Source organism: Tenacibaculum sp. M341 (assembly GCF_004337695.1).
Taxonomy (GTDB): Bacteria; Bacteroidota; Bacteroidia; order Flavobacteriales; family Flavobacteriaceae; genus Polaribacter.
Window position 1 is genome coordinate 34,833 of record NZ_SJXJ01000004.1, and the last position, 24,002, is coordinate 58,834.

Consider the following 24,002-nt stretch of genomic DNA (forward strand, 5'->3'; position numbering starts at 1 on the left):
TTAGCTGTAATTTACCTGCTTTATCTCGTTAACTCTTTTTTAACTAAATACCTTTCTTTTAGAGTAAAAGTTCATTTAGTTTTATGATGAATGCATTCAAAAATAATAATTTAAAACCTTAAAAAACCTTTAAAATGAAAAAAACAATTTTTAGTTTATTACTAGTTCCTAGCTTACTTTTAGTAAGTAATAATGCATATAGTTCAATAAATAAAGTAAATACAGAAAATAAAACAGAGGTATCTGTTTCTTGTAATACTTCACCTAATCAACAAGGATTAACACCAAGGCAGAGAAGATTAGCTCAAAGACTTTCTAACAACAGAAGTTTTAGGCAATTTATAAGAATTAGTCAACTCTTTAGTAGAGATCCTAGCACTTTAACTCAGCAAGAAAGAAATCAATTGGCTAGAGTTCCAGCTTTAGTAGCTCAATCTGAAAGAGAAGTGCCTGAAGTTTTAAGTTTTAATCCAGCAACTATTAATAGAATAAGAACAGCTGCTGGAAATATTGTAAGAAGACAACTTGGTCTTTAAATAGCATTAGTTTCTAAATAATTGATTTTTGATGTAGAAATTTCATTGTAAGATAATAGAGAAGTTTTTGAGACGAATTCAATCACTTTTAATCAATTAAAAATTAAAGCTACTTCATATGAATTTGTGAAGTAGTTTTATTTAGAGATAATTATTCAAATGAGATATTTAAACGATAGAATTAAGAGAAAGTAGTTCAACACTGGTAGCCTTTTTGATTGCTGTGCCTTAGCAATTGATATATCTAAGAAATATATAAATAAGAATTAATTACTAACAGTTATTACCCGAAAGAACTAGGAAGAGAACAATCATAAAAAATCGAAGACCTATTAATAATAAATCTTCGATTCTTTATTTTAAAATAACTTACTTAGTTATTTTCTGAAAAGGTTTATTAATGATTAACACCTCCAGTAAAAAGGATCATCTTCTACATCAAACGCAAGGCATCCTCCACAAGCACATGAATGATCTTCAGGGCAGTCAAGGTCAGAGTCACACCAAGAAGAGTAAGCTCCAGAAATAGACTTTAATTCACTTTTGTTTAGAGTATAGACTCCTTCTATTGATAAAATACTTTTTTTCATGATTTTTAAAATTTTATTGGTTGATTGTAATCTTACTCTTTTGATTTTCAGATTTTTTTTGATTTACTCATTTTACTCTATTTTTATTTAAGTGGCTTTTCAAATTTCACATACTCCACTTTCTCCTTTAAGAGAATGGATAGTCAGTCCTTAATTAACATTAATTTATTTTTTGATGATGATTTATTATGAGTTTGAGCACATAATTCGCAATTAATTTATGTCATAGCACTATATATAAATAAAAATAACACTTTTTTAAGCATATTGTATAAAGAGTATGTTAAACTATTGCTTTTTATTTTGTATTATGATATTTTTTATTGTTAACTTCTACTCGTATCCCAGGATACCTTTTTCCATTGATTAAAGTACTTTCTTCTTCAGGATGAAAGTAATATATCTGTTTCCTATTCAAGTCACGATAAGCATAGCAATTATCAAAGAGAATTATTCCATTCTGTTTAGCACTACTGTATATTTATAAATATGACTATTTAAAATATTAAACTTCCAATACCTCCATAAACTCCTGATCGTTCCAATACGGTTCAAAGTCATGGTCAGTTTTAAATTGCGAAGGTTGTTTACCTAAATTTAAAGACTGTTTAATCATGTTTAACATTTCTTGTTTCTTTTTATTTTTAGCATAATAACAAGATAAGTTAAAAGCCAATACCTCATTACTGATATCATTGTAACTAAAGTTTTCAGGTAATAACTTTTCAAAAACTAAATTCTCTACTTCTTTGTCTTTAGCCATTATCGCTAGTACAATGGCATTGGATGCCACATCATCTGCTTTTTGATTCATGCCCACAACAGGTAGTAGTTTTTCAGTGTAATTTAAAAATACATTTTTAGCAGATGCAAAATCGCCTTGCATTAAAGAATTAATCAATAACTTGGTGGTGTAATTAGCCATAGCAAACGCGTAGTTATTTAATAGCTCTGTAGAGGTAATTTCTATACTTTTAATAATAAAAATATCATTGTCTCCAGTGTTTAAAGATTGCTGAAAAGCTTCTTTTAATTCATTTTTCTGATCATTAGCAGCAGCTTTTTTAAATTCAGCCTCTCTTTTTTCAATTAATTCTTTTTCAATATCCTCTGCTGTTTTCCCTTGTAGTTTATATGTGAATTTTATAGCAAAATCATCATAAGCATCGTTAACGTATTCTTTTTCGATGCTAGAAACTTTGTAGCTTAAAATTTTAATCAGCATTTTGGTTACTTCTTCGTTGTCTTTAGAAATGCGCTCTAAATATGTGGTTAACTGATCGCTATCAAGTGTAAAAAGTACTTTGTTAAGTTGTTGTAACGTTCGGTAGCTTTTAGAAAAGAAGGTAAAATCAAAAACATCCAATAGAAGATCAAAAGAAAGTTCTTGAACATTCAAGTTTTGAAAGATACTTTCTAAATCATATTCGTTAAACAAATACGAAGGCAAATTTCTCTTTAAAACATCATGTAGCATTACGTCAAAATCGCCAGCACTTTTGCCTTGTAAAGCATTATTTGTTCTGGTAGCAATATGTTTAATTTGTTCGATAACTTCTTTAGTTTCATCAGAAATATCTTTTGTTAAAATATCGTCAATAATTTCTAATACTGTTTCCTCATCAATATTCTCAAAAATAAAATTAGTAAAGTCACCTATAATTTCACCTTCATAAGTCTTGTCTTCTTTCATCTTAGGAAAAATAGCAGCATACAATTCGCATATTCCATCACCATATTGTGGGTGTTTTATAGCACTATCTAAAGAAAGTATGAGTTTAGCGAGCGGTTCAACTTCAAATTGTGGTAAAAAATCATCAATTAATTGATCTTGAACAGTAGAACTATAATGACGATGACCCGCATCATAATACTTCATACAATTCAGAAATGCGTCCACAACATGATGTTGCCCTTCAATAGATTTACGGTTTATAAATTCTTGAATTACGATAGCGGTTACCTCGTAACTATCAGACAAACCAGTATCTGAAAAGCTTACAGAAATTAATTGTTGCAATACCTTTTCACTTAGTTCACCAATATGAGAAGATACCGCAGTATCTAGAACAGGTATTGCTAAAGTTCTATCATAAGCATCGTATTTGTTTACTCCAAAAACAAATTCCAGATCACCAATTGCCAAAAGCGTTTCTTCTAAAGTAGTAAGATTAACATCTTTATTTTCTAAGACAGCAATAATCTCTTCTGGACTCATTTTTTTTATAGAAGCTTCATTCTTGTCTCTTTTTTCCCATTCTTCTTCTGTAAGATGAGATGATTTTATTGTTTTCAGATTTTCAAAATGATACAAAGGTAAAAGTGCATTTTTTACTTTAAAATTACTTTTATCTAATGTAGATCCAGTAATGTTTAAATATTCAAGCTTTGTTAATTTACTCAATGGGTGTAAATCTTTAACATTTACATTAGAAATGTCTAAGTAGGTTAAATTTGTAAGTTGAGCTACGGCATCAATAGAATGAAGATCGTAAGAATTCTGAAGGTCTAATTTTTTTAATTCCGTTAAGTTTTTAACAGCATCAATATTATTGAGTTTTGCTTGAGTAACACATATTTCTTCTAATTGTGTGAGTTTAGCAAGAGGATCTAGATTTTGAATAGGGCAAAAAGTAACATGAAATTGTTTTAAACTTTTTAATTCTGAAATATTTTTGGGTAATGATATAGGTTTTTCTTCTATAAAAAGTTCTTCATCAAAACTTTTCTCTTGTCTATTTTTAAAACAAAACTTGAAAGAAATTTTTTCTAACGCAGTCCAGTTTTTAATTTCTTTAGGTAATTGAGTTAGTTTGAAAAAATGGTCTAGAGATACTTCTGTAAGATTTGGAATTTTTGTGAACTGTATAGGTAACTCTTCAAAGCCTAAACGTTCTAGATGAAGAGTGGTAAGTGATGTTAAATTCTTAATTTCATCAGCAACCTCTATTAAAGTTCCGTTTTTAATAGTTAGTTTCTTAAGTTTTTTGAATTGCTCAATTTCTTTTGGAATAGAAAACTCAGCTTTTTCAAATGATAATGACAGCTCTTCAATATTTGGAAAGTTTTTACAAAGTGGTAGCATATCTATGTTAGCTATACTAATACCTAAACTTTTTACATTTACCCCTAAAAGTTCGTTAACACGAACACCAGAAATATGTAATGTATCAAGATTAAGTTTTTTAAAACTTTTAGGAAACTCAGACCATTCTGTACTTCTGGGTAAAAAATGAAGCGATTTTAAATTGGTAAATTTCTCAATTTCGTCAGTATACGCCTTTTGACATTCTTCACCTTTTAAATAAAGATTGGTAACTTCATTGTAATTTTTTAAAGCCTCTTCAATACTAGTACATTTCATTTGATATTCTTTCCTTTGAGTTAATTACTGCTTGCTATTATTTTACAATATCAAAAATAATAGATATAGAAAAATTACGTTCCACTGTTTTCAGGGAAAAAAGGAATTTAAATGTAAAGGCTAATGTTTAAAATAACCTTGCGTTAGGGATTGAAGCATTTGTTGAAGCTCTTTATAATGTATGGCAAATACATTTAAAAGCGACTGCAGAAAGCCCGCCCTTTAGGGAACGCCCAAGTGCAGATATTTGCCTTATGAACTGATGTTAAAATAACTTTCCACATCTCAACTAGAATTGTAAATTTGCATCTTTTAAACTAAGAAGTTAAAGATGCAATACAATCATCAAGAAATCGAAAAAAAGTGGCAAGAGTATTGGGCAACAAACCAAACTTTTAAAGCAAGCAATGCTAGTGATAAGCCTAAGTATTATGTATTAGATATGTTTCCTTATCCGTCTGGAGCAGGATTGCATGTTGGGCACCCATTAGGATACATTGCAAGTGATATTTATGCACGTTATAAGCGCCATAAAGGATTTAATGTATTGCATCCTCAAGGATATGATTCTTTTGGTTTACCTGCTGAGCAATATGCAATTCAAACAGGGCAACACCCAGCAATTACTACCGAAACGAATATAAAAACGTATAGAGGACAGTTAGATAAAATCGGATTTTCATTTGATTGGTCTCGTGAAGTACGTACTTCAAATCCTGATTATTATAAGTGGACGCAGTGGATTTTTATTCAATTATTTAATTCTTGGTATAATAAAGACACTGATAAAGCTGAAGATGTTGCAACGTTAGTAGCTAAATTTGAAGCAGAAGGAAATGCAGCTGTAAATGCAGTTTGTGATGAAGATATAGTGTCGTTTACGGCGGATGAGTGGAAAGGATTTTCTGAAACTAAAAAGCAAGAAATATTATTACAATATCGTTTAACATTTTTATCTGATACTGAAGTAAACTGGTGTCCAGAATTAGGTACGGTATTAGCAAATGATGAAATTGTAAACGGAGTTTCTGAACGTGGAGGGCATCCGGTAGTTCGTAAAAAAATGACCCAATGGTCTATGCGAATTTCTGCGTATGCACAGCGTTTATTAGATGGGTTAAATGGTATTGATTGGCCACAACCTTTAAAAGATATTCAAACCAACTGGATTGGAAGAAGTCAAGGAGCAATGGTAACTTTTGAAGTTGAAAATAATGTCACTTCGAGCGCAGTCGAGAAGCCATATAAAATAGACGTATTTACGACACGTCCTGATACTATTTACGGAGTAAGTTTTATGACTTTAGCTCCTGAACATGAGTTAGTAGCAAAGATTACAACTGCTGATCAAAAAGAAGCAGTGGAAGCTTATGTAGAAGCAACTGCAAAACGTTCTGAAAGAGATAGAATGGCAGATGTAAAAACTATTTCTGGTGTGTTTACAGGGGCATATGCAGTGCATCCTTTTTCTGGAAAATTAGTGCCAATTTGGATTGGTGATTATGTGTTAGCTAGTTATGGAACAGGTGCTGTAATGGCCGTACCATGTGGTGATGAGCGTGATTATGCTTTTGCAAAGCATTTTGGAATTGAGATTCCGAATATTTTTGAAGGTGTTGATATTTCTGAAGAAGCGTTTTCTGATAAAAGCAAAACGGTGATCGCAAATTCTGATTTCTTAAATGGATTGAAGTATAAGAAAGCGATGAAGTTGGCTATTTATGAAATGGAGCAACGCGGATTTGGTTATGGAAAAATCAATTATCGTTTACGTGATGCTGTATTTAGTCGTCAACGTTATTGGGGTGAGCCTTTCCCAGTGTATTACAAAGATGGAATGCCTCAAATGATTGATGCGAAGCATTTACCAATTGTATTACCTGAGGTTGAAAAGTACTTGCCTACAGAAGATGGTAAACCACCTTTAGGGAATGCTGATGTTTGGGCATGGTGCACTGAGACTAATTTAGTTGTGAGTAATGAAAAAATAAATCACACTAGTGTGTTTCCGTTAGAATTAAATACAATGCCAGGTTGGGCAGGGAGTTCTTGGTACTTTAATCGTTACATGGATGCTACAAACGATGGTGAGTTTGTAAGTAAAGAAGCGGTTGATTACTGGAAAGAAGTTGATTTATATATTGGAGGTTCTGAGCATGCTACAGGACACTTATTATACGCTCGTTTTTGGCAAAAGTTTTTATTTGATAAAGGAATTTTACCAGTAGATGAATTTGCAAAAAAGCTAATCAATCAAGGAATGATTTTAGGGACTTCTGCTGTTGTGTATAGAGTGGCAGAAACCAATAAATATGTTTCTTTAGGATTAAAAGATAATTACAAAGCAGAGGAGTTACAAGAGTTACGTGTAGATGTAAAGTTGATTAATTCTTCTGATGAGCTAGATGTTGAAGGATTAAAAAACTGGCAGCCACAATTTGCAGACGCTGAGTTTGAATTAGAAGATGGTAAATATATTGTTGGGCGTGAGGTAGAGAAAATGTCTAAGCGTTGGTTTAATGTTGTAAATCCTGATGATATTTGTGAAGAGTACGGTGCAGATAGTTTACGTTTATTTGAAATGTTTTTAGGTCCGTTAGAGCAATCTAAACCATGGAAAACATCAGGTATTTCTGGAGTGTATTCTTTCTTAAAGAAGTTATGGAAGTTATTTTATAACGGAGATAATTTTGAGGTTTCTGAAGGAGAGCCAAGTAAAGATGCATTGAAAACATTACATAAAACAATTAAGAAGGTAGAGGAAGATATTGAGAATTTCTCTTTCAATACGTCGGTTTCTACGTTTATGATTGCGGTAAATGAGTTAGGAAAATTAAAGTGTAATAACAAAGCTATTTTAGAGCAATTATTAGTGTTAATTTCTCCGTATGCACCTCATATTACAGAAGAATTATGGAACAAATTAGGAAATGAAGGTTCTATTGCTTTTGCACCTTTCCCAACATTTGAAGAGAAATATTTAGTAGAGAGTTCTAAAAATTACCCTGTTTCTTTTAACGGAAAAATGCGTTTTACTTTAGAGTTACCTTTAGATATGAGCAAAGAAGATATTGAGAAAACAGTAATGGCTTATGAAAAAACTCAGCAACAATTACAAGGTAGAGAGCCAAAGAAAGTGATTATTGTACCAGGAAAGATTATTAATATTGTAGGATAACAAATTTTCAATAATATAATACAAGGTTGTTTTGGTTGTAAAACTGAAACAACCTTTTTTAATATTTGATAATGTAGTTCAATATATCTAACTTTATCGTCATGATATTTTAATAATTAAGTTTTAAAATATGTGTAAAAAGAGAAAGTATTAACCAAAAATAGATAAATATGAAAAAAGTAATTTTAGTATTATTCATAGCATTAAGTACAGGTTTAAATAGTCAAAGTATTGAAATACCTGCAAATGTTCAACTCAACTCAAAAGAAGATTATAAAAAACAAGAAGCCTTAGTACTTAAGGCTATAGATTGGATTCAGAATACAAGTCTTGATAAAAATATTGAAAAAAGAAAGGACGTAAATGCTTTCTTAATGAAATGGATGATGGGAAGCCCTTCTGTTTCTATAGAGTTAATTGGAGGAGTAGTTCCTTTAGATTGTAAAGAGTGTTTGATGTCTTTTTTAGCTGGATGGACAAAATATAGCTTAGAGAATGATTATTCGAAGAATAAGATTGAAGGAGCTTTATCTGGTACTAATAGAATGATAGATTTTTATCAGAAAAATGAAAAGTTTCTAGAAAAGAGTACTGATATAAAAAAATTAATAAAGAAAAAGAAGAAGAAAAAATTAAGAAAATATATTGAGTCAAAATTTTAATTCATTGTTGTCTAGAAAAAAATAACAATATCAATAAAACTGAATGACTATAGTTTTTGTGTAGATGTTAATATCATGCCTTGATTTTAAGTAGCGTTATAAAAATTAAAACATTTATTCTGCATGATTAGAAGATATTAGCTAGATTTACAAACATAAAAAAATCATATAGTATGAAAAATATATTTAAAATTACCTGTTTGTTTCTGTTAGTGTGTTTTGTAGCGTGTTCTGACGATGAAAATGTTGGTGGTACAGTTTCAAACGAGCCATTAAAAGGAAGCGTGTTTGGGGAGACTTTTGTTGCATTAGGCGGAAAAGCTTTTGATTCGGGTGAAAATGTTTCAATAAATATTACAAATGAAGTAACTGCAGTTTGTTCTTCATCGGTGTTAGATTACAATCTGTACATTTCAGCTACAGTGCCTGCTAAAGTAGGAGTATATGAAAACACAAATGTTTCTTTTCATAAAGAAGGAGAAACTCCGTTAAATGTACTTCAAAGTACCGTAGAAATTACTTCTGTAACCGATTCTCAAATAATGGTAAAGGTAAAATCTAACTCTAGCTCAGATAATGTTGTAGACGGTCTTTTTACAGTAGCGTACTGTAATTAAAAGAATTTAACTTAGTAAAAAATAACAACTCTGTACTTTTATGTACGGAGTTTTTTGTTTTTTATAAATAAATTTACGTTTCGTTTATTAAATAATACTTAATCACCACATATAATGTCAAGAAAATTACATTTACGAACACGTAAACTTCATCGCTATTTAGGATTGTTTATTGGAATTCAGTTTTTATTTTGGACTGTTGGTGGATTGTATTTTAGTTGGAATAACATGAAAGATGTTCATGGTAAAACACTTATTGATAAATCGGAAAAAACATTTGCTTTTCAATATAACGAACCAGTAAGAAAGCTTTTAGGTATAGTTAATGATCCAATAGAAAAAATAGAAGCAATTGTTGTAAACAAAGATAGTCTGTTGCGTTTGCATACGTCTAAAGGTAGCAAACTATTAAAGTTAAATAAGAATCATTATTCAACACAGAAAGAAATTACTAAAGAAGAGGTAACAGCTTTTGTTAAAAGTAGATTAAAAGAGGAAATAGCTATAAAGGAAATAACTTTTTTAACTGAAAAAGATATTTCTAAAGGACATGAGTATAGAGGGAAGCCTTTGCCTGCGTATGCTGTTCATTTAGACCATCCTACCAATACAAAAGTATATGTGCATCCGCAGTTAGCAAAAATTACAACCGTAAGAAATGATAATTGGAGGCGTTTTGACTTTTTATGGATGTTACACGTAATGGATTTTGAAACCAGAGATCATATTACCAATTGGACATTACGAATTTTCTCTGTATTAGGATTGTTAACCATATTTTCTGGCTTTTATTTGTATTATTTAAGTTCTCCAACGATAAGAAATCTCAAAAGGAAAATTAGAAGATAATTGGTTATAGCCACTATACATAAAAAAGATCTGTTGACTAAAAAGCAACAGATCTTTTTTGTTTGTATACAAATTGTTTTGTGATACTATTTTATTTGAAACATGTCATCTTCTGGTGTAGCAGTATATCTTCCTTCTACTTGATCCCATAAGTTAGCGCTTCCCATCATTTGCCTGATTCTGCTAGTAGAAGTACTTGCAGATGCAGCAACTCTACCAGTTTTAGTACGTTGTAAACGCCAGTTTACTCTAACTTCAGCAGGAGCGTCAAAATCTAATCCCCAGAAATAAGAATGTCTAGCATTTACATGTTTAGCAGGAATGTCAATAGCATTTACATACCAATATCTAACACTTTGAAAAGCTGCAATGTCTTTTAAACGATTGTTAGAATCTCCAATTCCAGCATTTAAAATTAATGAAGAAGAGTACCAAGTAGTTGCTAAATTATTTCTGTTTTTCATTTCTTGTACATACCATCTTACACGCTCTCCAGTCCAATCATTAGAGCCATCGTTGTTGTAATCTCCTAAATAATTTTTACGTCCTTTACTCCAAAACGGATCTAATAATTCTAATCTATTAGGCATTAATCGAGCACTTAAATTTCCTTTTTTAACCGCAGTACTAAAAAGAAAAGAAGTATAAGTTGCTAATTGATTACCTAATGAATGTCCAACAAATCGGATGTTGTTACTAGTGTTATTCGCTAAAAGTGCGCTAAGTTGGTTAAAAGCTTCAATTCCTAATGAATTTGTAGGCGCTTGTCTTTCAGAGTAGCTACCATCGCTTAAACGATAACGCATTTTTTTGTTACCATTAGTACTCCAAATTTTAGCTTCTGCATTTTTAAGTTCAAGTTCATCAGCAAATTGATTCCAGTAGAAAATAGCAACATTCCATCCCTTTTTCTTCCATATTTGAGCAGTATTTACGTTTACATTATTTGAGGCATCAACAAATTGAAAATTCTCTCTTTCGTAATTGTTACTAGAACTGTTTAATTGCCATCCATGAAAGTATACAACAGTAGGTTTTGAAGGATCGTAAAAAGAAGAAGAAACGTTTATTTTTCTGTTTGTTCTTTCGTCAAATGCTTTTGCAGATTGGTTTTGCGAATTAAACCAATACACTCCATAATCTAAAAAATCGGCGCTTCTGTTACTTACATTAACTTCGGTGGTTTCGTTTTCTATCAGGTTGTCTGTTTCGTCAACAGCACAACTAAACATAAGAAAAGAAAGTGAAATACAAATTAGGGTTTTTAATTTCATTTTTTGTTTACATTTTGTTATTTGGATCGACAAATCAATGAAAAAAAATGAGAAAATGCAAAAAAATATATGTTTTTGGTGTAAAAGTGTTAAAAACAGGCTTTAAATAATGAATATATGTTAATTGTAGTGATACAATGTTAACTTATGTTTAAATAAAATTATCATTGTATAAATCAGAATGATTTTTGTAATGTGTAATATTGAAGCTGGTTTTTTTGAATGTGAGTAATAAAAGTTTTCACACAAACTTTACATGCTTTTATTTTTTTTAGAGCATTTTTGCAGGAAAAATTAAATCAATATGAAAGCAATACATTTTTTTTCTTTAATCCTATTATTAATTTCTTGTACTAATCAAGAAGATTGTTCTACTATTTATTGTGATCAACCTAGACTTTATATGTTATTGGTTAATGATGCTGACAATACTGATTATATCGCAAGTAATCAATTAGAAATATCCGATTTTGAATTCTTTGTAGAAGGAGAGAAAATTAAGTATAATGGTGAATTTTTCTTGAATGAAAAAGGAGAGACTTTAGTCGATATACCTTATTTTGACAGTTTATTAATTCGTATTAAAAATGAAAAAAAGATAGAGATCTTAACAACTAAAAACGTTTCAACAGGGTGTTGTTCAGAAGGAATAAAGAATGTTGAGGTTAAAGGTTTTGAAAGTGTTTTTGATAAAGACACAAACAGATTAATAGTTAGGATATAAAATTTAAAATTATTTGTATTAGAACAATGAAATATGTATTAATAATACTAACTGTTTTATCAATTGGTAGTTGTAAGGTATCTGATAATTCAAAAGAAAAATTAAAAAGAACCGATAAGATAGTAGTGGCTCATAGAGGAGCTTCCGGTTATTTACCAGAACACACTATAGCTGCCAAAGCAATGGCATATGCTATGCAACCAGATTATATTGAGCAAGATTTAGTGTTGAGTAAGGATGATGTGCCTGTTGTGATTCATGATATTTATTTAGATGATGTTACCAATGTAGAAAGTGTTTTTCCGGAGAGAAAAAGAGAGGATGGTCGTTACTATGTTATTGATTTTACTTTTGAGGAATTACAAAAATTAAATGTTACTGAACGTTTTAATACAAAAGACGGAAAACAGTTTTATCCAAATCGTTTTCCAAAGGGTATTTCAAGTTTTAAATTGCATTCTCTTCAGCAAGAAATAGAACTAATTCAAGGATTGAATAAGAGTACTGGTCATACAATTGGAATTTATCCAGAAATTAAAAATCCTGCTTTTCATCATAAAAACGGAAAGGATATAGCTAAAATTACGTTAGATGTATTGTCTAAATATGGTTATAACACCAAAGATGATAAATGTATTTTTCAGTGTTTTGACGCTAAAGAATTAGAAAGAGTTCGAAAAGAGTTAAAATCTCAGTTGTTTTTAGTACAGTTAATTGAGTTTCCTGAAGAAACAAAGCAATTTTCGCATTTTGCAACGTATGCTGATGGAGTAGGTCCTTGGTACAAACAAATTGTAGATAAAAAAGAAAATGGTGAATGGGTTTTTACATCTTTAGTAGCAGATGCACACAAACTAGGATTAAAAGTACATACTTATACATTAAGAGCAGATCAATTAGGTGAATTTTCTTCTTTTCAAGAAAATATAAAAGTTTTATTAGAAGAGGCAAATGTTGATGGTTGTTTTACCGATTTTCCAGACAAGGTTATCAGTGTTTTAGAGGAGTAGAGGTTGTTTTTGAATCACTTACTTATAAGAGTGAAATCTGAACACCTGTAGTATTTATCTCTGTATATTCAAATTATTCACAAGTTATAATATCACCCATTTTGGGTGATATTTTTTTCTAGATGTCATTTTACTTTTGCAGCGTGAAAAGAAGTTTTTTTGAGGTTTTTTAGCCTTGAAAAAGTTTATTATTTAATCCCCTTAAAGAAGAAAAAAGACCATGAAAAAAGATAGACTTGTAGAAGTTTATAAAGGAATGTATTTGTATAAAATTGGAAGTGAAAATATTGAGTCATTTTCAAATTTTGTATATAAAAAATACGCCTATCATTACCACAAAAAATATAATTGGAATCCTGAAGAATCAGTTCAGAAAGAGATGAATAAAGCCGATGCGAATCAGTATGAAAATTCTGTTTATTATGGTTTTAGAGATGCTGAAGGAAACTTTTTAGGAACAATGAAAGTCGGCAAAAAAGGAAACGAAGAACTTTCTATAGAAAAAGATTTTAATATTCAGTTAGACGAATTAATAACTAAGCTAGATTTTTCTGTAGGAAATGTTTGGCATTTAGGAAGACTGGCAATAGCTTCAGAAATTTTGAAAAGAGATTTTCCTTTAGTTTCTAGTAAAGAAGTTATTCAGAATTTACTACTTCATTCATTAAATCATATAGCTAAAAATGATAACGATATTATGTTGGCTGAGTCAGATGTTTTAATTCATAAGATTTTTGACGAATTAGGGCTGCACATGGAAATTATAGGAGAAAAGAGATATTTTTTAGGAAGTCCAACTTACCCAGTCATGCTTACAGCTAAAACCATACAAAACTGGTTAGCGAATCACATGGCATTTTCAAATTAAAATTATAAAATGAGTACAGAAAATAAAGCGTTAGAAGAAATGCATTCTAGTTCCAGATATCATAAGAATGTGTTATATATAACTCCAGAAGAACAAGACAAGATTAAAGATATTAAAATTGTTTTTGGTGGTGTTGGTTTAGGGAGTGTAATTGCAGAAGCATTACTAAGATTAGGATTTGAGAATTTTGTTTTCATTGATGGAGATGAAGTAGAGCAATCAAACTTAAATAGACAGAATTATACGGATAATGATGTAAATACTTCAAAAGTTGAAGCAATTACGAATAGGTTAAAAGCAATTAATCCAGATGTTCAAATTGAGTATCATCACTTGTTTTTAGCTCCAGATACCATAAAACACTATGTGTCTGGTTGTGATATAGCAATCAATGCGATTGATTTTGATACATTAGAAACTCCTTTTGTGTTTGATGAATATTGTAAAGAATTAGGTGTTCCAGTAATTCATCCGCTAAATTTTGGTTGGGCAGGAGCAGCTTATGTTGTAACACCAACAAGTGAACAAATTTACGATGTTGCTAGAGAAACAGGTAGGTTTGAATTAGTGTTAATTCAGAATATGCTTACATATTTTGAAAATAATAAAGACATGAATCTAGATTGGTTTTACGATTTTTATAAAGCATACAAAAAGAATTCAGCAAAAATAACGCCTCCGCAGTTAGTTGTAGGATCTAATTTAGCAGCCGCTTTGGTTACCAATATTGCTTTTTGCTTAACAAACAATTTGCCTATAAAAACATATCCTGAACCTTATTTTTTGTGTACTCGATAATAAATGAGAAACAATGGTTATTTAGTCAAATCATCAGTACCTAAATAACCATCGTTTTTATTGTAATACCAAGCTCTGCTTTTTGGCATTTTTATTCCGTTGATAGTTTCTTCTCCTGAAAGTAAAATATACTCACCACTGTCTTTTGCTTCTTTAAAAAACTGATATACTTCCATTGCATAGGTTTTCGGGTTAAAATAAAAGTACCAAGTGTCTTTACCAACTTCTTTGGTATACGTAGCTTTCAATACCAAGTATTCTTTTCCTTTAAATGTTTTACGAGTAACTTTTTCATCAATAATGGTTCCTGAATCTTTTAATTTCATGGGTAAACCATACAAGTATGTGTAGTAGTTTTTAAATAAATTGGCTCTTTTACAGCTTAAGTTGTGTTCTTTTTTAATTTCTGAAGAAGGATTTTCTACTCCATTAAAACGGATGGTACAATCATTTTTATTTACTGTGTATTCGGTAGTGTTTTCACCTCTAGAAGCTTTTACATAAAAATACTCTTCGGGTAAATTTATTTTAATTTCACTCTTTCGCTCGTTTTTACCAGGAGTTTTCATAGTAACCATTAAAGTACCATTAAAAGTGTTCCAATTATTATTCGGATCGTGATATGCAATGGCTTTGTCTAATAGTTCCTTTCCTGTTATTTCTTGACTGAATAATTGAACTGAAAAAATAAATGCTAAGAGTAACGTAATTGTTTTCATGGGTTGATTTAGTTTTTAGGAGTTAAGGAGTTAAGGGGGGTATAAGTAGGACAAAATTCATAATTCATTATTCGTAATTCGTAATTGAAGAATTAATTCTTCCCCATATCTTTTAATAAACTTAAAGCAAAATACGTAACAAAAATACCACCAACAATAATACAAATCCACATAAAAGTAGCAGTTTGCCAAAAAGAAGTAGTTGTAGTTTCTTCTAGCTCTTTTGTTAGTTTGTGAAAGTTAGTAATACTAGCACTTTTTATTCCTTTTGTTTTGTTTGAGATAAAGTTACCTAAATCGTATGAAGGTTTATTAAATGAATCATCTACTTCAATGTAATAAGCATTGTCTTTTTCAAAATTAGCAATTACGTGTACAGGTTTTTGATATAGTTGAATATTGGTAATTTCTAAAGGAGGATTGTCTTTGTTTTCAATTTCTATACTAAACTCTTTTTCGTTTAAATTGCTAAAAGAAAAAGTATTATCGTTGTTGTAGTTTAGCTCAATTTGATCAATTAATTGATCGTAAGTTTCTGTACGCTTTTTTATTTTACGAGCTCTTTTTACAAATATTTTAGCTTTTCTTAAGTAGAACTTTGTGTTAATATCAAAAGAAATATAATTGATTTGAGAAGCATTATCAGCAGAAAAGTTTAAAACAGTTGTTTTCTGTTCGTTATTCTGTGTACTACTGAATTCATAGCTATTGACTTCAACAGGACTTTGTTTAAAAATTTCACTTTCATAAGTACCTGCTTCTAAAATTTCAATAGGTAATGAGTAAGAATCATCAAAATCAATACGCAAAAGCTTGTAGGTATTTAAAGGGAAATATATGGTTTTTTCAAATACTGGTTTTTCAGGCAGGTTTATAGGTTTTAATCTTTTGTGAGATACCAATCCGAACCAGTTTTCTCCATCATTACTTCCTGAGATTGTATAGCTTTTTACAATATCTGTATTTGCGATTTTTAAAATGATATGCTCTTGTTTTTTGCCTAGTTTATTTTCTAAAATAATAGACGTAACAGAGTCTTTAATAATCTTTTTAGAAGCAATGGTAATTGGCGTAAATTTTGAGAATTTTCTATCAGAATTAAAGACTAAAACATATGGAACTTCATTGTTTTGTTTGTCTTTAATTCTAAAAGAGCTAAACTTATCATTAATAGCCGATCTTACCTCTTGCGAAAGTTTTATTTTATGCAATCCATCTTCCTTAATATTATCAATAGCGCCTTTGTGAGTTTGGCTAAATCCGTTCAATAAAAAGAAAAAAGCAAATATGTAGTTATATATTTTCATCTGTATTGTTTTCTTGGTCTTCTTCAATAACTAATTTTTTAATTTTCTGATACACAAAAGAAATAATCAGAATTAAAACACCTAAAAGAATAAATGCTATTATTTTTCCTGTTTCAGATACATTTTTAATATCGTACAAGAAGAGTTTTAAAATAGTGATGCCTAATAGCGATAATGCTATAATTCGCAATGTTTTCCATTGCTTTTTAATACCAATAATCAAAAATATAAAAGAAAAAAGTCCCCATAAAATAGGATATCCAATTTTTATAATTTGATTTTGAGTGTCCTTTATTTCAGATGAAATATATCTGTTTTTAGCATAATAATTTTCACTTCCTTCAGAGAATTTGCTTGCTAATTCTGTTGTATCGACAGAATTTGAAAAAGATAATCCGTGAATCATTACTTCATTACTAAAAATATAAACGATAGCAAAAACAGCGATCCATGGCAACCATTTCTTATTTAAAAGAGTTTCGTTTGTTGATGCATTTTTGAATAATTGATACCCAAAGTAAATTAAGCAGGCAAATATTATGTAATGAAAGTAAAAAGCATACTTAGTTTGTGTTCCTAAAGCAAAATTCTGAATAAGTTCGTTTTTAGGTAAACTATACACAAAGACAATATAAAAAGCTATTGATAATACACTAAAAAATAGTACTCCTTTTGTAAATGCTGTTTTGAATTTTGTGACTAAGAACAATAGTAAGGCTATGACAATAAAATGATATGTTATAGGTAAAGCAAATGCAGAATAGTAATTCTGAATATATTGGTAAGCTTGATAATTGATTTCTAAAAGCCCTGTTAAGTAGCTTATGATAATTCCAACAACAAAAATAAGAGATCGATAAAATTTAATATCTAAGATAAATAAAGTGCTTTCAAAATCTTTTTCACCTTTTAAAACTAGATAGGTTACAAAAAGAGAAATACTAGTAACAAATCCAGAGATAAATAATGGATTTAAAACAATGGCGTACTCCTGTTCTAGATAAGTGTATTTATACCAGTCCATAAATAGACTTATAATCGTTAGGACTTGAACAATAACTGCACCTATTTTAAACGAACCAATTTTTGATTTTTTAGATAACCAAAATAATAATACCACTTCTAAAGCCCAGAAAATTGTAATTTGATTTCCTTCAAACTGAATAGGAACGGTTAAGGTTACAAAAGTTAAAGCCAAGCCAATTAAAAGATAAATGGCATTTTTATCCAATCCGAATTTCTTGTATAAAATAGCCGCATAAACTACGTTGTAAATAGCTAACGAAAGTGTAAATAACCCAGTTAAATTAGAATCTAAATCTTTTAAAATAGTCATTCCAATTCCGAAGAAATAAAAAGTATTTGCTATTAAAATGAAGTATTCAATTTTAGAGAAAACACCTTTGTTTCTTAAATTATTTAAAACAATGGTAATGCTAAAAATGAAATAGAATAATGTGGCAAAAATTAAGGCACCGTTATGTGAGAATTTTTCTTCATACATAGTTGATAATAGCCAACCAGAGAATAGTAAAATGGTAAAGATAAAATCGAGTATTGTAACCAGTTTCCATTTTCTGAAGTATGAGATTGCAAGAATTCCAATATTTAAAATAGCAATATAACTAAAGAGCACAACGTAGTTTCCTTCGCCAGTACTAACCATAAATGGAGCTGCAAACCCACCAATTAATGAAAGTACAGCCAATTCTTGTCGGTTATAAGAAATAGAAACTAAAGCACTAAAAGCAGTAATTACTGTCATTATAGAGAAAGCAATGGTTTGGTTGAATAATTGATATTCGTGAAAACCGATATAAATAGTGAAGTAAAAAATACTAATAGCTCCTGCAACTAAAACAGAACTAAAAGAAGCATAATTTTTCTTCAGTTTATGAGCAATTCCCATTACTAAAGCACCACTTAAAATTCCAATGCCAACTCTAGCTGGTTCGTTAATCCAATCTTTATCAATTGCATATTTAACAAAGAAACTAATACCTAATACTAAAATTAGAATTCCGATTTTATTGATTAGATTTTCACCAATGAATTTTTCTAAATCAGGATTTTTCTCTTTGAAAGTTTCAAACCAAGATTTTTTAGGTGTATAGGTTTTTTGAGGTTTTGGAGTTGCTTTTTCTTCAATTGTTTTTTTCTCTTCTTTAAAAGAATGTTCAAAAGAAACTTTTTCAATAGGTTGTTTAATAGGTTCCTCTTTTTTGGGTTCATCAAAAACAAAAGTCGGTTTCTGTTCAGGAATATCTGGTTGTATTGGTTCTGGATCTTTAACCATAACAGGTTCAGTACTTTTCTTTTCCGGAGCTGAGTACTGTTGTGTTTTAAGCTTTTCTTGTAAAGATCGAATTCGAGCATTTAATGTACCAATAGTATTCTCAAGTTTTTTAAATTTCGAATTAATATTGTTGTTAATACTAATAAAACCAATAAGTAGAATTAGAAAAATAATAGCTTCCATATAACTCTTTTTTGTACTCAAATGTAGCCTTTTTATTTTTTTAACAAGCTTTCAATGTATTTTCGCGGGGATTTAGTGGTAAAATGAAGTAAAAAATGTGCATTCATGTTTTTTGGGGTAATTACAAATATGAAGTGAAACTCGGATAAAAACACCTAATTGTACACGCACCTATATTGAGTATGTTAATTTTTCAGATAAAGTTACTACATTGCAAAGAAAAAAATGACAGTACAAGATTTAATAAACCAATTAAGCAGTAATTCTTCTACAATTCTTAATTACTACATCGCTTTATTGGTATTGGCTTTGATGGGAATGTTAATTGTAACACCTAAAAATTTTAAAGCACCTATTAATTATTTCTATACTGCATTAGTTTATGCTGTAGCCATACCAGGTATTTTAGCAATCATATTATTGGTTTATAATTTTTTCTATTTGCGAGCTAATTTAATGCAATTAGAAGTACTAACTTATTATCTGCCAATTATTGCAATGTTGGTGTTGTTTGTAATTATCAATAAAACAATTCCGTTAAAAAGAATTCCTGGTTTCGATAAAATATCAGGATTGTTTGCAATAATTGTGGTTACATTTTTAATTACGTATCTAATTCAAAAAATATTTATAGGAATCTTTTTTATAGGAAGTATAACACAATTATTGGTCATTTTTATAGTGTTACTTGTGATTGTGAAAATAGGTTGGGATAAAGTGATAAAATAAAGCTAACCCTATAAAAGACTGATTATTCCTTATTTTTTTTAACTTTGTTTTAAAATGTTTTATTTATGCTAAAAAACTTAAAATCTCTTTTTATAGTTGAAGAAACTACAGAGGAAAAGAAAGAAACTCCGAAACAAGCGAAAGCTGAAAAAGAGGTTTCACAAAAAAATGTAGAAGAAACTAGTAACGTTTCTCCAAAAACATACACTAATACTGATACATCAGGAGGTGTGGATGGAAAAATTATAGAAAAATTACTAGGAGCTATAGAAAAGAATAATTTAGAAGGTTTTGACTATTTAGAATTTAAAAAAGCGATTAAAGCTTTAGAAAAAATGCCAATGGATGAAGCTACTAAATTCAGATCTACTTTTGCTACAGCTTCAACTTTAGGAGTTACTTTAGATAAACTTGTAGCATCTACAGGACATTACATATCTATTTTAGAAAATGAAAACACTACTTTTTTAAAAGCTTTTGAAGGTCAATTAACTTCAAATGTTGGAGATAAAGAAAAAGAAATCACTCAATTTGATGCGATTATCAAAGAAAAATCAGAACAAATAAAAAAACTTACTGAAGAGATTACAAGGCACCAAACTCAAATAGAGGAATTAAAAAAGACGGTTGCAGAAAGTAAGTCTAAAATAGATAAAACTAGAAACGACTTTAAAGTATCGTATTTACACCTACGATCTCAATTAGAGCAAGATGTTGAAAAAATGAAACAATATTTAAAATAATGGAAAATTTAAAACCAAAATCTTTTTGGGAAAGACCCGAAGGAAAAACAGGAATGCTGCTTACTGGACTATTTGGTGCTGGTGCTTTATATGGTTTATACAAATCGTTACCTTTTTTAATAAATATTGTTGAAAACACGTTACAATTAGGTTTTTTATTATGTGGTTTAGCAGCTTTAATTTATGTTGTTTTAGATCCTAAAATGCGTAATCTTATTTTTTACGTTTATAAATCATTAATGAGATGGATTACAGGAATTTTTATTCAGATAGATCCTATAGGTATTCTTAAAAGTTATATTGATGATTTAAAAGATAACTTACGAAAAATGAACAAACAAATTGCTGTATTGAAAGGTCAGATGAAAAGATTACAGCAAATTATGCATGAAAATAAAAAGAACATCAATAATAACTTAAAATTAGCAAGTGCTGCTAAAGAGAAAGACAAAAAAGGAATTATGATTCTGAAGTCTAGAAAAGCAGGACGATTAAAAGATTCTAATTTAAAGTTAGATGGGTTGTATAAAAAAATGGAAATTTTATACAGAGTATTATTCAAAATGTATGAGAATTCTGAAATTTTATTAGAAGATATAGAAGACCAAGTAATGGTGAAACAGCAAGAAAGAAAAGCGATTAGAGCCAGTCATTCAGCTATGAAATCTGCCATGAATATTATTGCTGGTAATTCTGATAAAAAAGAAATGTTTGATAGAGCTTTAGAAGCAATTGCTGATGATGTAAGCATGAAAATAGGAGAAATGGAACGTTTCATGGAAATGTCTAACAACTTCATGGATTCTATCGATTTACAAAATGGTGTTTTCGAAGAAGAAGGTTTAGAACTTCTTGACAAATGGGAAAAAGAAGGAGTTTCATTAATCTTAGGAAACGATAAAGATTTATTGGTAAACGATAGTCATAGTGTAGACTTAGATGCTCCAATTTTAAAAACAAATAGAGATCAAAATAATCAGTATTCTGATTTATTCAACTTATAACAATTAATCAAATTAATATATTATGGCAAGAAAGAGGCTTACTCCATTTTCTAAAATCTTAATAGTTGCCGCTATTGTAGGTGCAGTTTATTTTTTACTAATGCAATTGAGAAATCCAGATGTAAAAGATAAAATTAACGAAGTAACTTCTTCTTCTTCTTCAAAAGGAGGAAAAACAAAAGAAGGTTACAAAGATGTAATTAATATCGGTGTAGTTACTTGGGGTGGTTATGCAGGTGGACAATATTTTAACCAAGGGTTTGATGCTAATACAAATTCTCGTTTTTATAAAGATTACGGATTTAAAGTAAAATTTAAAGTAATAGATGATTTTGATGCTTCAAGAGATGCATTTAAAAATGGAGATATCGATTTAATGTGGGCTACTATTGATGCTTTTCCAACAGAAGTAGAAGGTTTAGCACAATACCAACCTCAGGTAGTTTTCCAAGCAGACTGGAGTCGTGGTGGAGATGCTATTGTTGCTCGTAGAGGAATTAATAAAGTAAGAGATTTAAAAGGTAAGAAAATTGCCGTTGCACCCATGACACCTTCTCACTCATTCTTAATTTGGTTATTAGAAGCGGGTGATATTGATTTTAAAGATGTTACTTTAGTACAGGTACCAAGTGCAATTGATGCAGCAGATGCTTTTAAAAGTGGTACTGTTGATGCAGCTGTTGTTTGGAGTCCAGATGATGCAGATTGTGTAAGCAAAGTAGCTGGTGCAAGAGTATTAGAAAGTACTAAAAATGCAACTCATATTATTGCAGATGTTTTTGTAGCTAAGAAAGATTTTATTGAAAATAACAAACAACAGTTACGTGATTTATATGAAGGTTGGATGATTGGTGCTTCTGAATTAAATGGTTCAGACGCTAAAAAAAGAGAAGCTGCTAAAATCTTAGCAGAAGGATTATCTCAACCAGAAGATTTTTGTTACGATGCTATTAATAATGTACGTTTAACTACGCATGGAGATAATAAAGATTTCTTCGGATTAAATCCTAATTATAATGGAGTAACTGGTGAGTCTTTATATAACGACATGAAAGTGAAGTATAATGATTTAGGATTTAGTACTACTGGAGCTAAAAGTTGGAGATTATTATCTACAAAAGATTTAGTAGCGAAAACAACTTCATTAACTGGAGCAAATCATGAAGATGAAGGTCAAAAACAATTCTCAGAAGTAAGTGAGCAATTAATTAAAAAAGAATCTTTATCATCTAAAAAAGTTAGTATTAGCTTTAATACAGGTCAATTTCAACTTACAGAAAATGCAAAGCAGTTAATAGATATTCAGTTTACTAAAATTGCAAAAGCGTTTGCGAATGCACGTGTAAGAATTGAAGGTAATACTGATAATGTAGGAGGTAGATCATCTAATATTGCTTTATCTAAGAAGAGAGCACAATCAGTTGCTGATTATTTAATTAAAGAACATCACATGCCAAAAAATAGATTTATTATTGTTGGTAATGGTCCTGATAAACCTGTTGCTGGTTGCGAAAGAAACCAAAATGCAGATTGTAAAGCGAAAAATAGAAGAACTGATTTTGAATTAGTAGTTGACTAATGAGTAACGGTTTTAAAAATTTATTTGAGCTTAGAGGAGAGCTAGAACAAAAACAAAAAATTACGCTTACCATTTTGGGAAGCGTAATTCTTGTTTTAATGTGGTTTGTTTTTGCTGAAGTATTATCGAAAAAAGTAATCTCGCAAAACGAAACTATTGATATAACATCGCTTAGTGAAGAGAATAAGCTGTACTATGAAAATGATTCGATCTTAGTTGCTAACTATGACAAGTTAGAATCATTGTCTACTGAAGAATTAAATAATTATGGATTGGTAAAAAACAAGGTGTATCCATTGTTACCATCTCCAATAAAAGTAATTAAAGCTTTTCCTGAGTTAAATGAAAAAGATGATGTAATAGGAAATACATTTTTTTCTATCAAATTAAATGTATTAGGATATTTATTGGCAGTAGTAATAGCTATTCCGTTCGGATTTTTATTAGGGCTAATTCCTCTTTTTAGAGGATTATTTAGCAAAATAATAGATTCATATCGATTTATTCCTTTAACTGCCGTAACCGGTATTTTTATCATGTGGTTGGGTTTAGGAAGTCAAATGAAAGTAGCTTTCTTAGCTTTTGGTATTGTAGTGTATTTAATTCCTGTAGTAGTACAGCGTATAGATGAGGTACAAAAAGTATACATAAATACTGTTTTTACCTTAGGAGCTACACCTTGGCAAACGATTAGAACAGTATACATACCGTATGTTTTATCAAAATTAATTGATGACATTAGAGTACTTACAGCTATTTCATGGACGTATATTACGATTGCTGAAATGTTAAATAAAGGTGGTGGAATAGGAGAGTTAATTTGGACAGCAAAAAGACAAAGTAGAATAGATAAGGCTTTTGCTATTTTAATTATAATTGTTTTAATCGGTGTGTTGCAAGATCGACTTTTTGTAATGATTGACAAGTTACTTTTTCCGCACAAACACATTAACAAAGGAAATAAACACTAAC

The 24,002-nt window shown here is 29.9% G+C and carries 20 protein-coding genes; 14 read left to right on the top strand and 6 right to left on the bottom strand.

What is annotated here, in order from left to right; all coding sequences use genetic code 11:
• The first annotated feature begins 134 nt into the window (after positions 1–134).
• Positions 135–536: a hypothetical protein gene (locus EYW44_RS05420; RefSeq protein WP_132722657.1), complete on the top strand. Its 402-nt coding sequence runs from the start codon at positions 135–137 to the stop codon at positions 534–536.
• 404 nt (positions 537–940) lie between these two features.
• Here EYW44_RS05420 and EYW44_RS05425 read toward each other — a convergent pair whose 3' ends face one another.
• Entirely contained in the window at positions 941–1,126 is a 186-nt protein-coding gene (locus EYW44_RS05425) for a hypothetical protein (protein WP_132722658.1), read from the bottom strand.
• 505 nt (positions 1,127–1,631) lie between these two features.
• Positions 1,632–4,490, bottom strand: a complete 2,859-nt coding sequence (locus EYW44_RS05430) for a leucine-rich repeat domain-containing protein (RefSeq protein ID WP_132722659.1) — start codon at positions 4,488–4,490, stop codon at positions 1,632–1,634.
• A 331-nt stretch (positions 4,491–4,821) separates the two neighbouring features.
• On the opposite strand from EYW44_RS05430, the gene leuS reads away from it, so the two are divergent.
• The 4 genes from leuS (at position 4,822) to EYW44_RS05450 (ending at position 9,796) form a co-directional block, all read left to right on the top strand.
• The gene (gene leuS / locus EYW44_RS05435; RefSeq protein ID WP_132722660.1) at positions 4,822–7,668 is read left to right on the top strand and encodes a leucine--tRNA ligase; all 2,847 of its coding nucleotides are present in this window, start codon (positions 4,822–4,824) and stop codon (positions 7,666–7,668) included.
• A gap of 170 nt (positions 7,669–7,838) precedes the next feature.
• Positions 7,839–8,330: a hypothetical protein gene (locus tag EYW44_RS05440; RefSeq protein WP_132722661.1), complete on the top strand. Its 492-nt coding sequence runs from the start codon at positions 7,839–7,841 to the stop codon at positions 8,328–8,330.
• A 173-nt stretch (positions 8,331–8,503) separates the two neighbouring features.
• A complete protein-coding gene (locus EYW44_RS05445) occupies positions 8,504–8,947 on the top strand; it encodes a hypothetical protein (RefSeq protein WP_132722662.1) in 444 nt (147 codons plus the stop codon).
• Between the two features lie 114 nt (positions 8,948–9,061).
• The gene (locus EYW44_RS05450) at positions 9,062–9,796 is read left to right on the top strand and encodes a PepSY domain-containing protein (protein WP_132722663.1); all 735 of its coding nucleotides are present in this window, start codon (positions 9,062–9,064) and stop codon (positions 9,794–9,796) included.
• A gap of 86 nt (positions 9,797–9,882) precedes the next feature.
• On the opposite strand, the gene EYW44_RS05455 is transcribed toward EYW44_RS05450, so the two are convergent.
• The gene (locus tag EYW44_RS05455; protein WP_132722664.1) at positions 9,883–11,070 is read right to left on the bottom strand and encodes a cell adhesion protein; all 1,188 of its coding nucleotides are present in this window, start codon (positions 11,068–11,070) and stop codon (positions 9,883–9,885) included.
• Between the two features lie 304 nt (positions 11,071–11,374).
• Between EYW44_RS05455 and EYW44_RS05460 the strand changes: the two genes are divergently transcribed.
• The 4 genes from EYW44_RS05460 to EYW44_RS05475 all read left to right on the top strand — a co-directional run bounded on the left by EYW44_RS05460 (position 11,375) and on the right by EYW44_RS05475 (position 14,470).
• Positions 11,375–11,794 (top strand): hypothetical protein, encoded by a 420-nt coding sequence (locus tag EYW44_RS05460; RefSeq protein WP_132722665.1) that lies wholly within the window; start codon positions 11,375–11,377, stop codon positions 11,792–11,794.
• Between the two features lie 26 nt (positions 11,795–11,820).
• On the top strand, positions 11,821–12,804 hold the full coding sequence (gene glpQ / locus EYW44_RS05465; protein WP_132722666.1) for a glycerophosphodiester phosphodiesterase: 984 nt from the start codon (positions 11,821–11,823) through the stop codon (positions 12,802–12,804).
• A gap of 220 nt (positions 12,805–13,024) precedes the next feature.
• The gene (locus EYW44_RS05470; protein WP_132722667.1) at positions 13,025–13,672 is read left to right on the top strand and encodes a hypothetical protein; all 648 of its coding nucleotides are present in this window, start codon (positions 13,025–13,027) and stop codon (positions 13,670–13,672) included.
• 9 nt (positions 13,673–13,681) lie between these two features.
• Positions 13,682–14,470, top strand: a complete 789-nt coding sequence (locus tag EYW44_RS05475; RefSeq protein WP_132722668.1) for a HesA/MoeB/ThiF family protein — start codon at positions 13,682–13,684, stop codon at positions 14,468–14,470.
• A gap of 17 nt (positions 14,471–14,487) precedes the next feature.
• Here EYW44_RS05475 and EYW44_RS05480 read toward each other — a convergent pair whose 3' ends face one another.
• From EYW44_RS05480 to EYW44_RS05490, 3 genes are all read right to left on the bottom strand, one after another.
• Positions 14,488–15,189, bottom strand: coding sequence for a DUF6503 family protein (locus tag EYW44_RS05480; protein WP_132722669.1), 702 nt, complete (start codon positions 15,187–15,189; stop codon positions 14,488–14,490).
• Positions 15,190–15,281: 92 nt separating this feature from the next.
• Positions 15,282–16,496, bottom strand: coding sequence for a hypothetical protein (locus tag EYW44_RS05485; protein ID WP_132722670.1), 1,215 nt, complete (start codon positions 16,494–16,496; stop codon positions 15,282–15,284).
• Positions 16,483–18,975, bottom strand: a complete 2,493-nt coding sequence (locus EYW44_RS05490; RefSeq protein ID WP_132722671.1) for a DUF2339 domain-containing protein — start codon at positions 18,973–18,975, stop codon at positions 16,483–16,485. Before EYW44_RS05490 ends, EYW44_RS05485 begins: the two co-directional genes overlap by 14 nt.
• Before the next feature lie 225 nt (positions 18,976–19,200).
• Here EYW44_RS05490 and EYW44_RS05495 point away from each other — a divergent pair, with 225 nt between their 5' ends.
• From EYW44_RS05495 to EYW44_RS05515, 5 genes are all read left to right on the top strand, one after another.
• Complete coding sequence (locus EYW44_RS05495; protein ID WP_132722672.1) at positions 19,201–19,704, top strand: hypothetical protein; 504 nt, start codon at positions 19,201–19,203, stop codon at positions 19,702–19,704.
• Positions 19,705–19,769: 65 nt separating this feature from the next.
• Positions 19,770–20,447, top strand: coding sequence for a hypothetical protein (locus EYW44_RS05500; protein ID WP_132722673.1), 678 nt, complete (start codon positions 19,770–19,772; stop codon positions 20,445–20,447).
• Positions 20,447–21,451: a PspA/IM30 family protein gene (locus EYW44_RS05505; RefSeq protein WP_132722674.1), complete on the top strand. Its 1,005-nt coding sequence runs from the start codon at positions 20,447–20,449 to the stop codon at positions 21,449–21,451. The genes EYW44_RS05500 and EYW44_RS05505 overlap by 1 nt, the downstream gene beginning before the upstream one ends.
• Positions 21,452–21,473: 22 nt before the next feature.
• The gene (locus EYW44_RS05510) at positions 21,474–23,030 is read left to right on the top strand and encodes a phosphate ABC transporter substrate-binding/OmpA family protein (protein WP_132722675.1); all 1,557 of its coding nucleotides are present in this window, start codon (positions 21,474–21,476) and stop codon (positions 23,028–23,030) included.
• The gene (locus EYW44_RS05515) at positions 23,030–24,001 is read left to right on the top strand and encodes an ABC transporter permease (RefSeq protein ID WP_132722676.1); all 972 of its coding nucleotides are present in this window, start codon (positions 23,030–23,032) and stop codon (positions 23,999–24,001) included. The genes EYW44_RS05510 and EYW44_RS05515 overlap by 1 nt, the downstream gene beginning before the upstream one ends.
• Position 24,002: the final 1 nt, after the last annotated feature.

Excerpts from the sequence above, each read along its gene's own strand:
- EYW44_RS05420 (WP_132722657.1), top strand. The coding sequence starts at position 135 with ATGAAAAAAACAATTTTTAGTTTATTACTAGTTCCTAGCTTACTTTTA.
- EYW44_RS05425 (WP_132722658.1), bottom strand. The coding sequence starts at position 1,126 with ATGAAAAAAAGTATTTTATCAATAGAAGGAGTCTATACTCTAAACAAA.
- EYW44_RS05430 (WP_132722659.1), bottom strand. The coding sequence starts at position 4,490 with ATGAAATGTACTAGTATTGAAGAGGCTTTAAAAAATTACAATGAAGTT.
- leuS (WP_132722660.1), top strand. The coding sequence starts at position 4,822 with ATGCAATACAATCATCAAGAAATCGAAAAAAAGTGGCAAGAGTATTGG.
- EYW44_RS05440 (WP_132722661.1), top strand. The coding sequence starts at position 7,839 with ATGAAAAAAGTAATTTTAGTATTATTCATAGCATTAAGTACAGGTTTA.
- EYW44_RS05445 (WP_132722662.1), top strand. The coding sequence starts at position 8,504 with ATGAAAAATATATTTAAAATTACCTGTTTGTTTCTGTTAGTGTGTTTT.
- EYW44_RS05450 (WP_132722663.1), top strand. The coding sequence starts at position 9,062 with ATGTCAAGAAAATTACATTTACGAACACGTAAACTTCATCGCTATTTA.
- EYW44_RS05455 (WP_132722664.1), bottom strand. The coding sequence starts at position 11,070 with ATGAAATTAAAAACCCTAATTTGTATTTCACTTTCTTTTCTTATGTTT.
- EYW44_RS05460 (WP_132722665.1), top strand. The coding sequence starts at position 11,375 with ATGAAAGCAATACATTTTTTTTCTTTAATCCTATTATTAATTTCTTGT.
- glpQ (WP_132722666.1), top strand. The coding sequence starts at position 11,821 with ATGAAATATGTATTAATAATACTAACTGTTTTATCAATTGGTAGTTGT.
- EYW44_RS05470 (WP_132722667.1), top strand. The coding sequence starts at position 13,025 with ATGAAAAAAGATAGACTTGTAGAAGTTTATAAAGGAATGTATTTGTAT.
- EYW44_RS05475 (WP_132722668.1), top strand. The coding sequence starts at position 13,682 with ATGAGTACAGAAAATAAAGCGTTAGAAGAAATGCATTCTAGTTCCAGA.
- EYW44_RS05480 (WP_132722669.1), bottom strand. The coding sequence starts at position 15,189 with ATGAAAACAATTACGTTACTCTTAGCATTTATTTTTTCAGTTCAATTA.
- EYW44_RS05485 (WP_132722670.1), bottom strand. The coding sequence starts at position 16,496 with ATGAAAATATATAACTACATATTTGCTTTTTTCTTTTTATTGAACGGA.
- EYW44_RS05490 (WP_132722671.1), bottom strand. The coding sequence starts at position 18,975 with ATGGAAGCTATTATTTTTCTAATTCTACTTATTGGTTTTATTAGTATT.
- EYW44_RS05495 (WP_132722672.1), top strand. The coding sequence starts at position 19,201 with ATGACAGTACAAGATTTAATAAACCAATTAAGCAGTAATTCTTCTACA.
- EYW44_RS05500 (WP_132722673.1), top strand. The coding sequence starts at position 19,770 with ATGCTAAAAAACTTAAAATCTCTTTTTATAGTTGAAGAAACTACAGAG.
- EYW44_RS05505 (WP_132722674.1), top strand. The coding sequence starts at position 20,447 with ATGGAAAATTTAAAACCAAAATCTTTTTGGGAAAGACCCGAAGGAAAA.
- EYW44_RS05510 (WP_132722675.1), top strand. The coding sequence starts at position 21,474 with ATGGCAAGAAAGAGGCTTACTCCATTTTCTAAAATCTTAATAGTTGCC.
- EYW44_RS05515 (WP_132722676.1), top strand. The coding sequence starts at position 23,030 with ATGAGTAACGGTTTTAAAAATTTATTTGAGCTTAGAGGAGAGCTAGAA.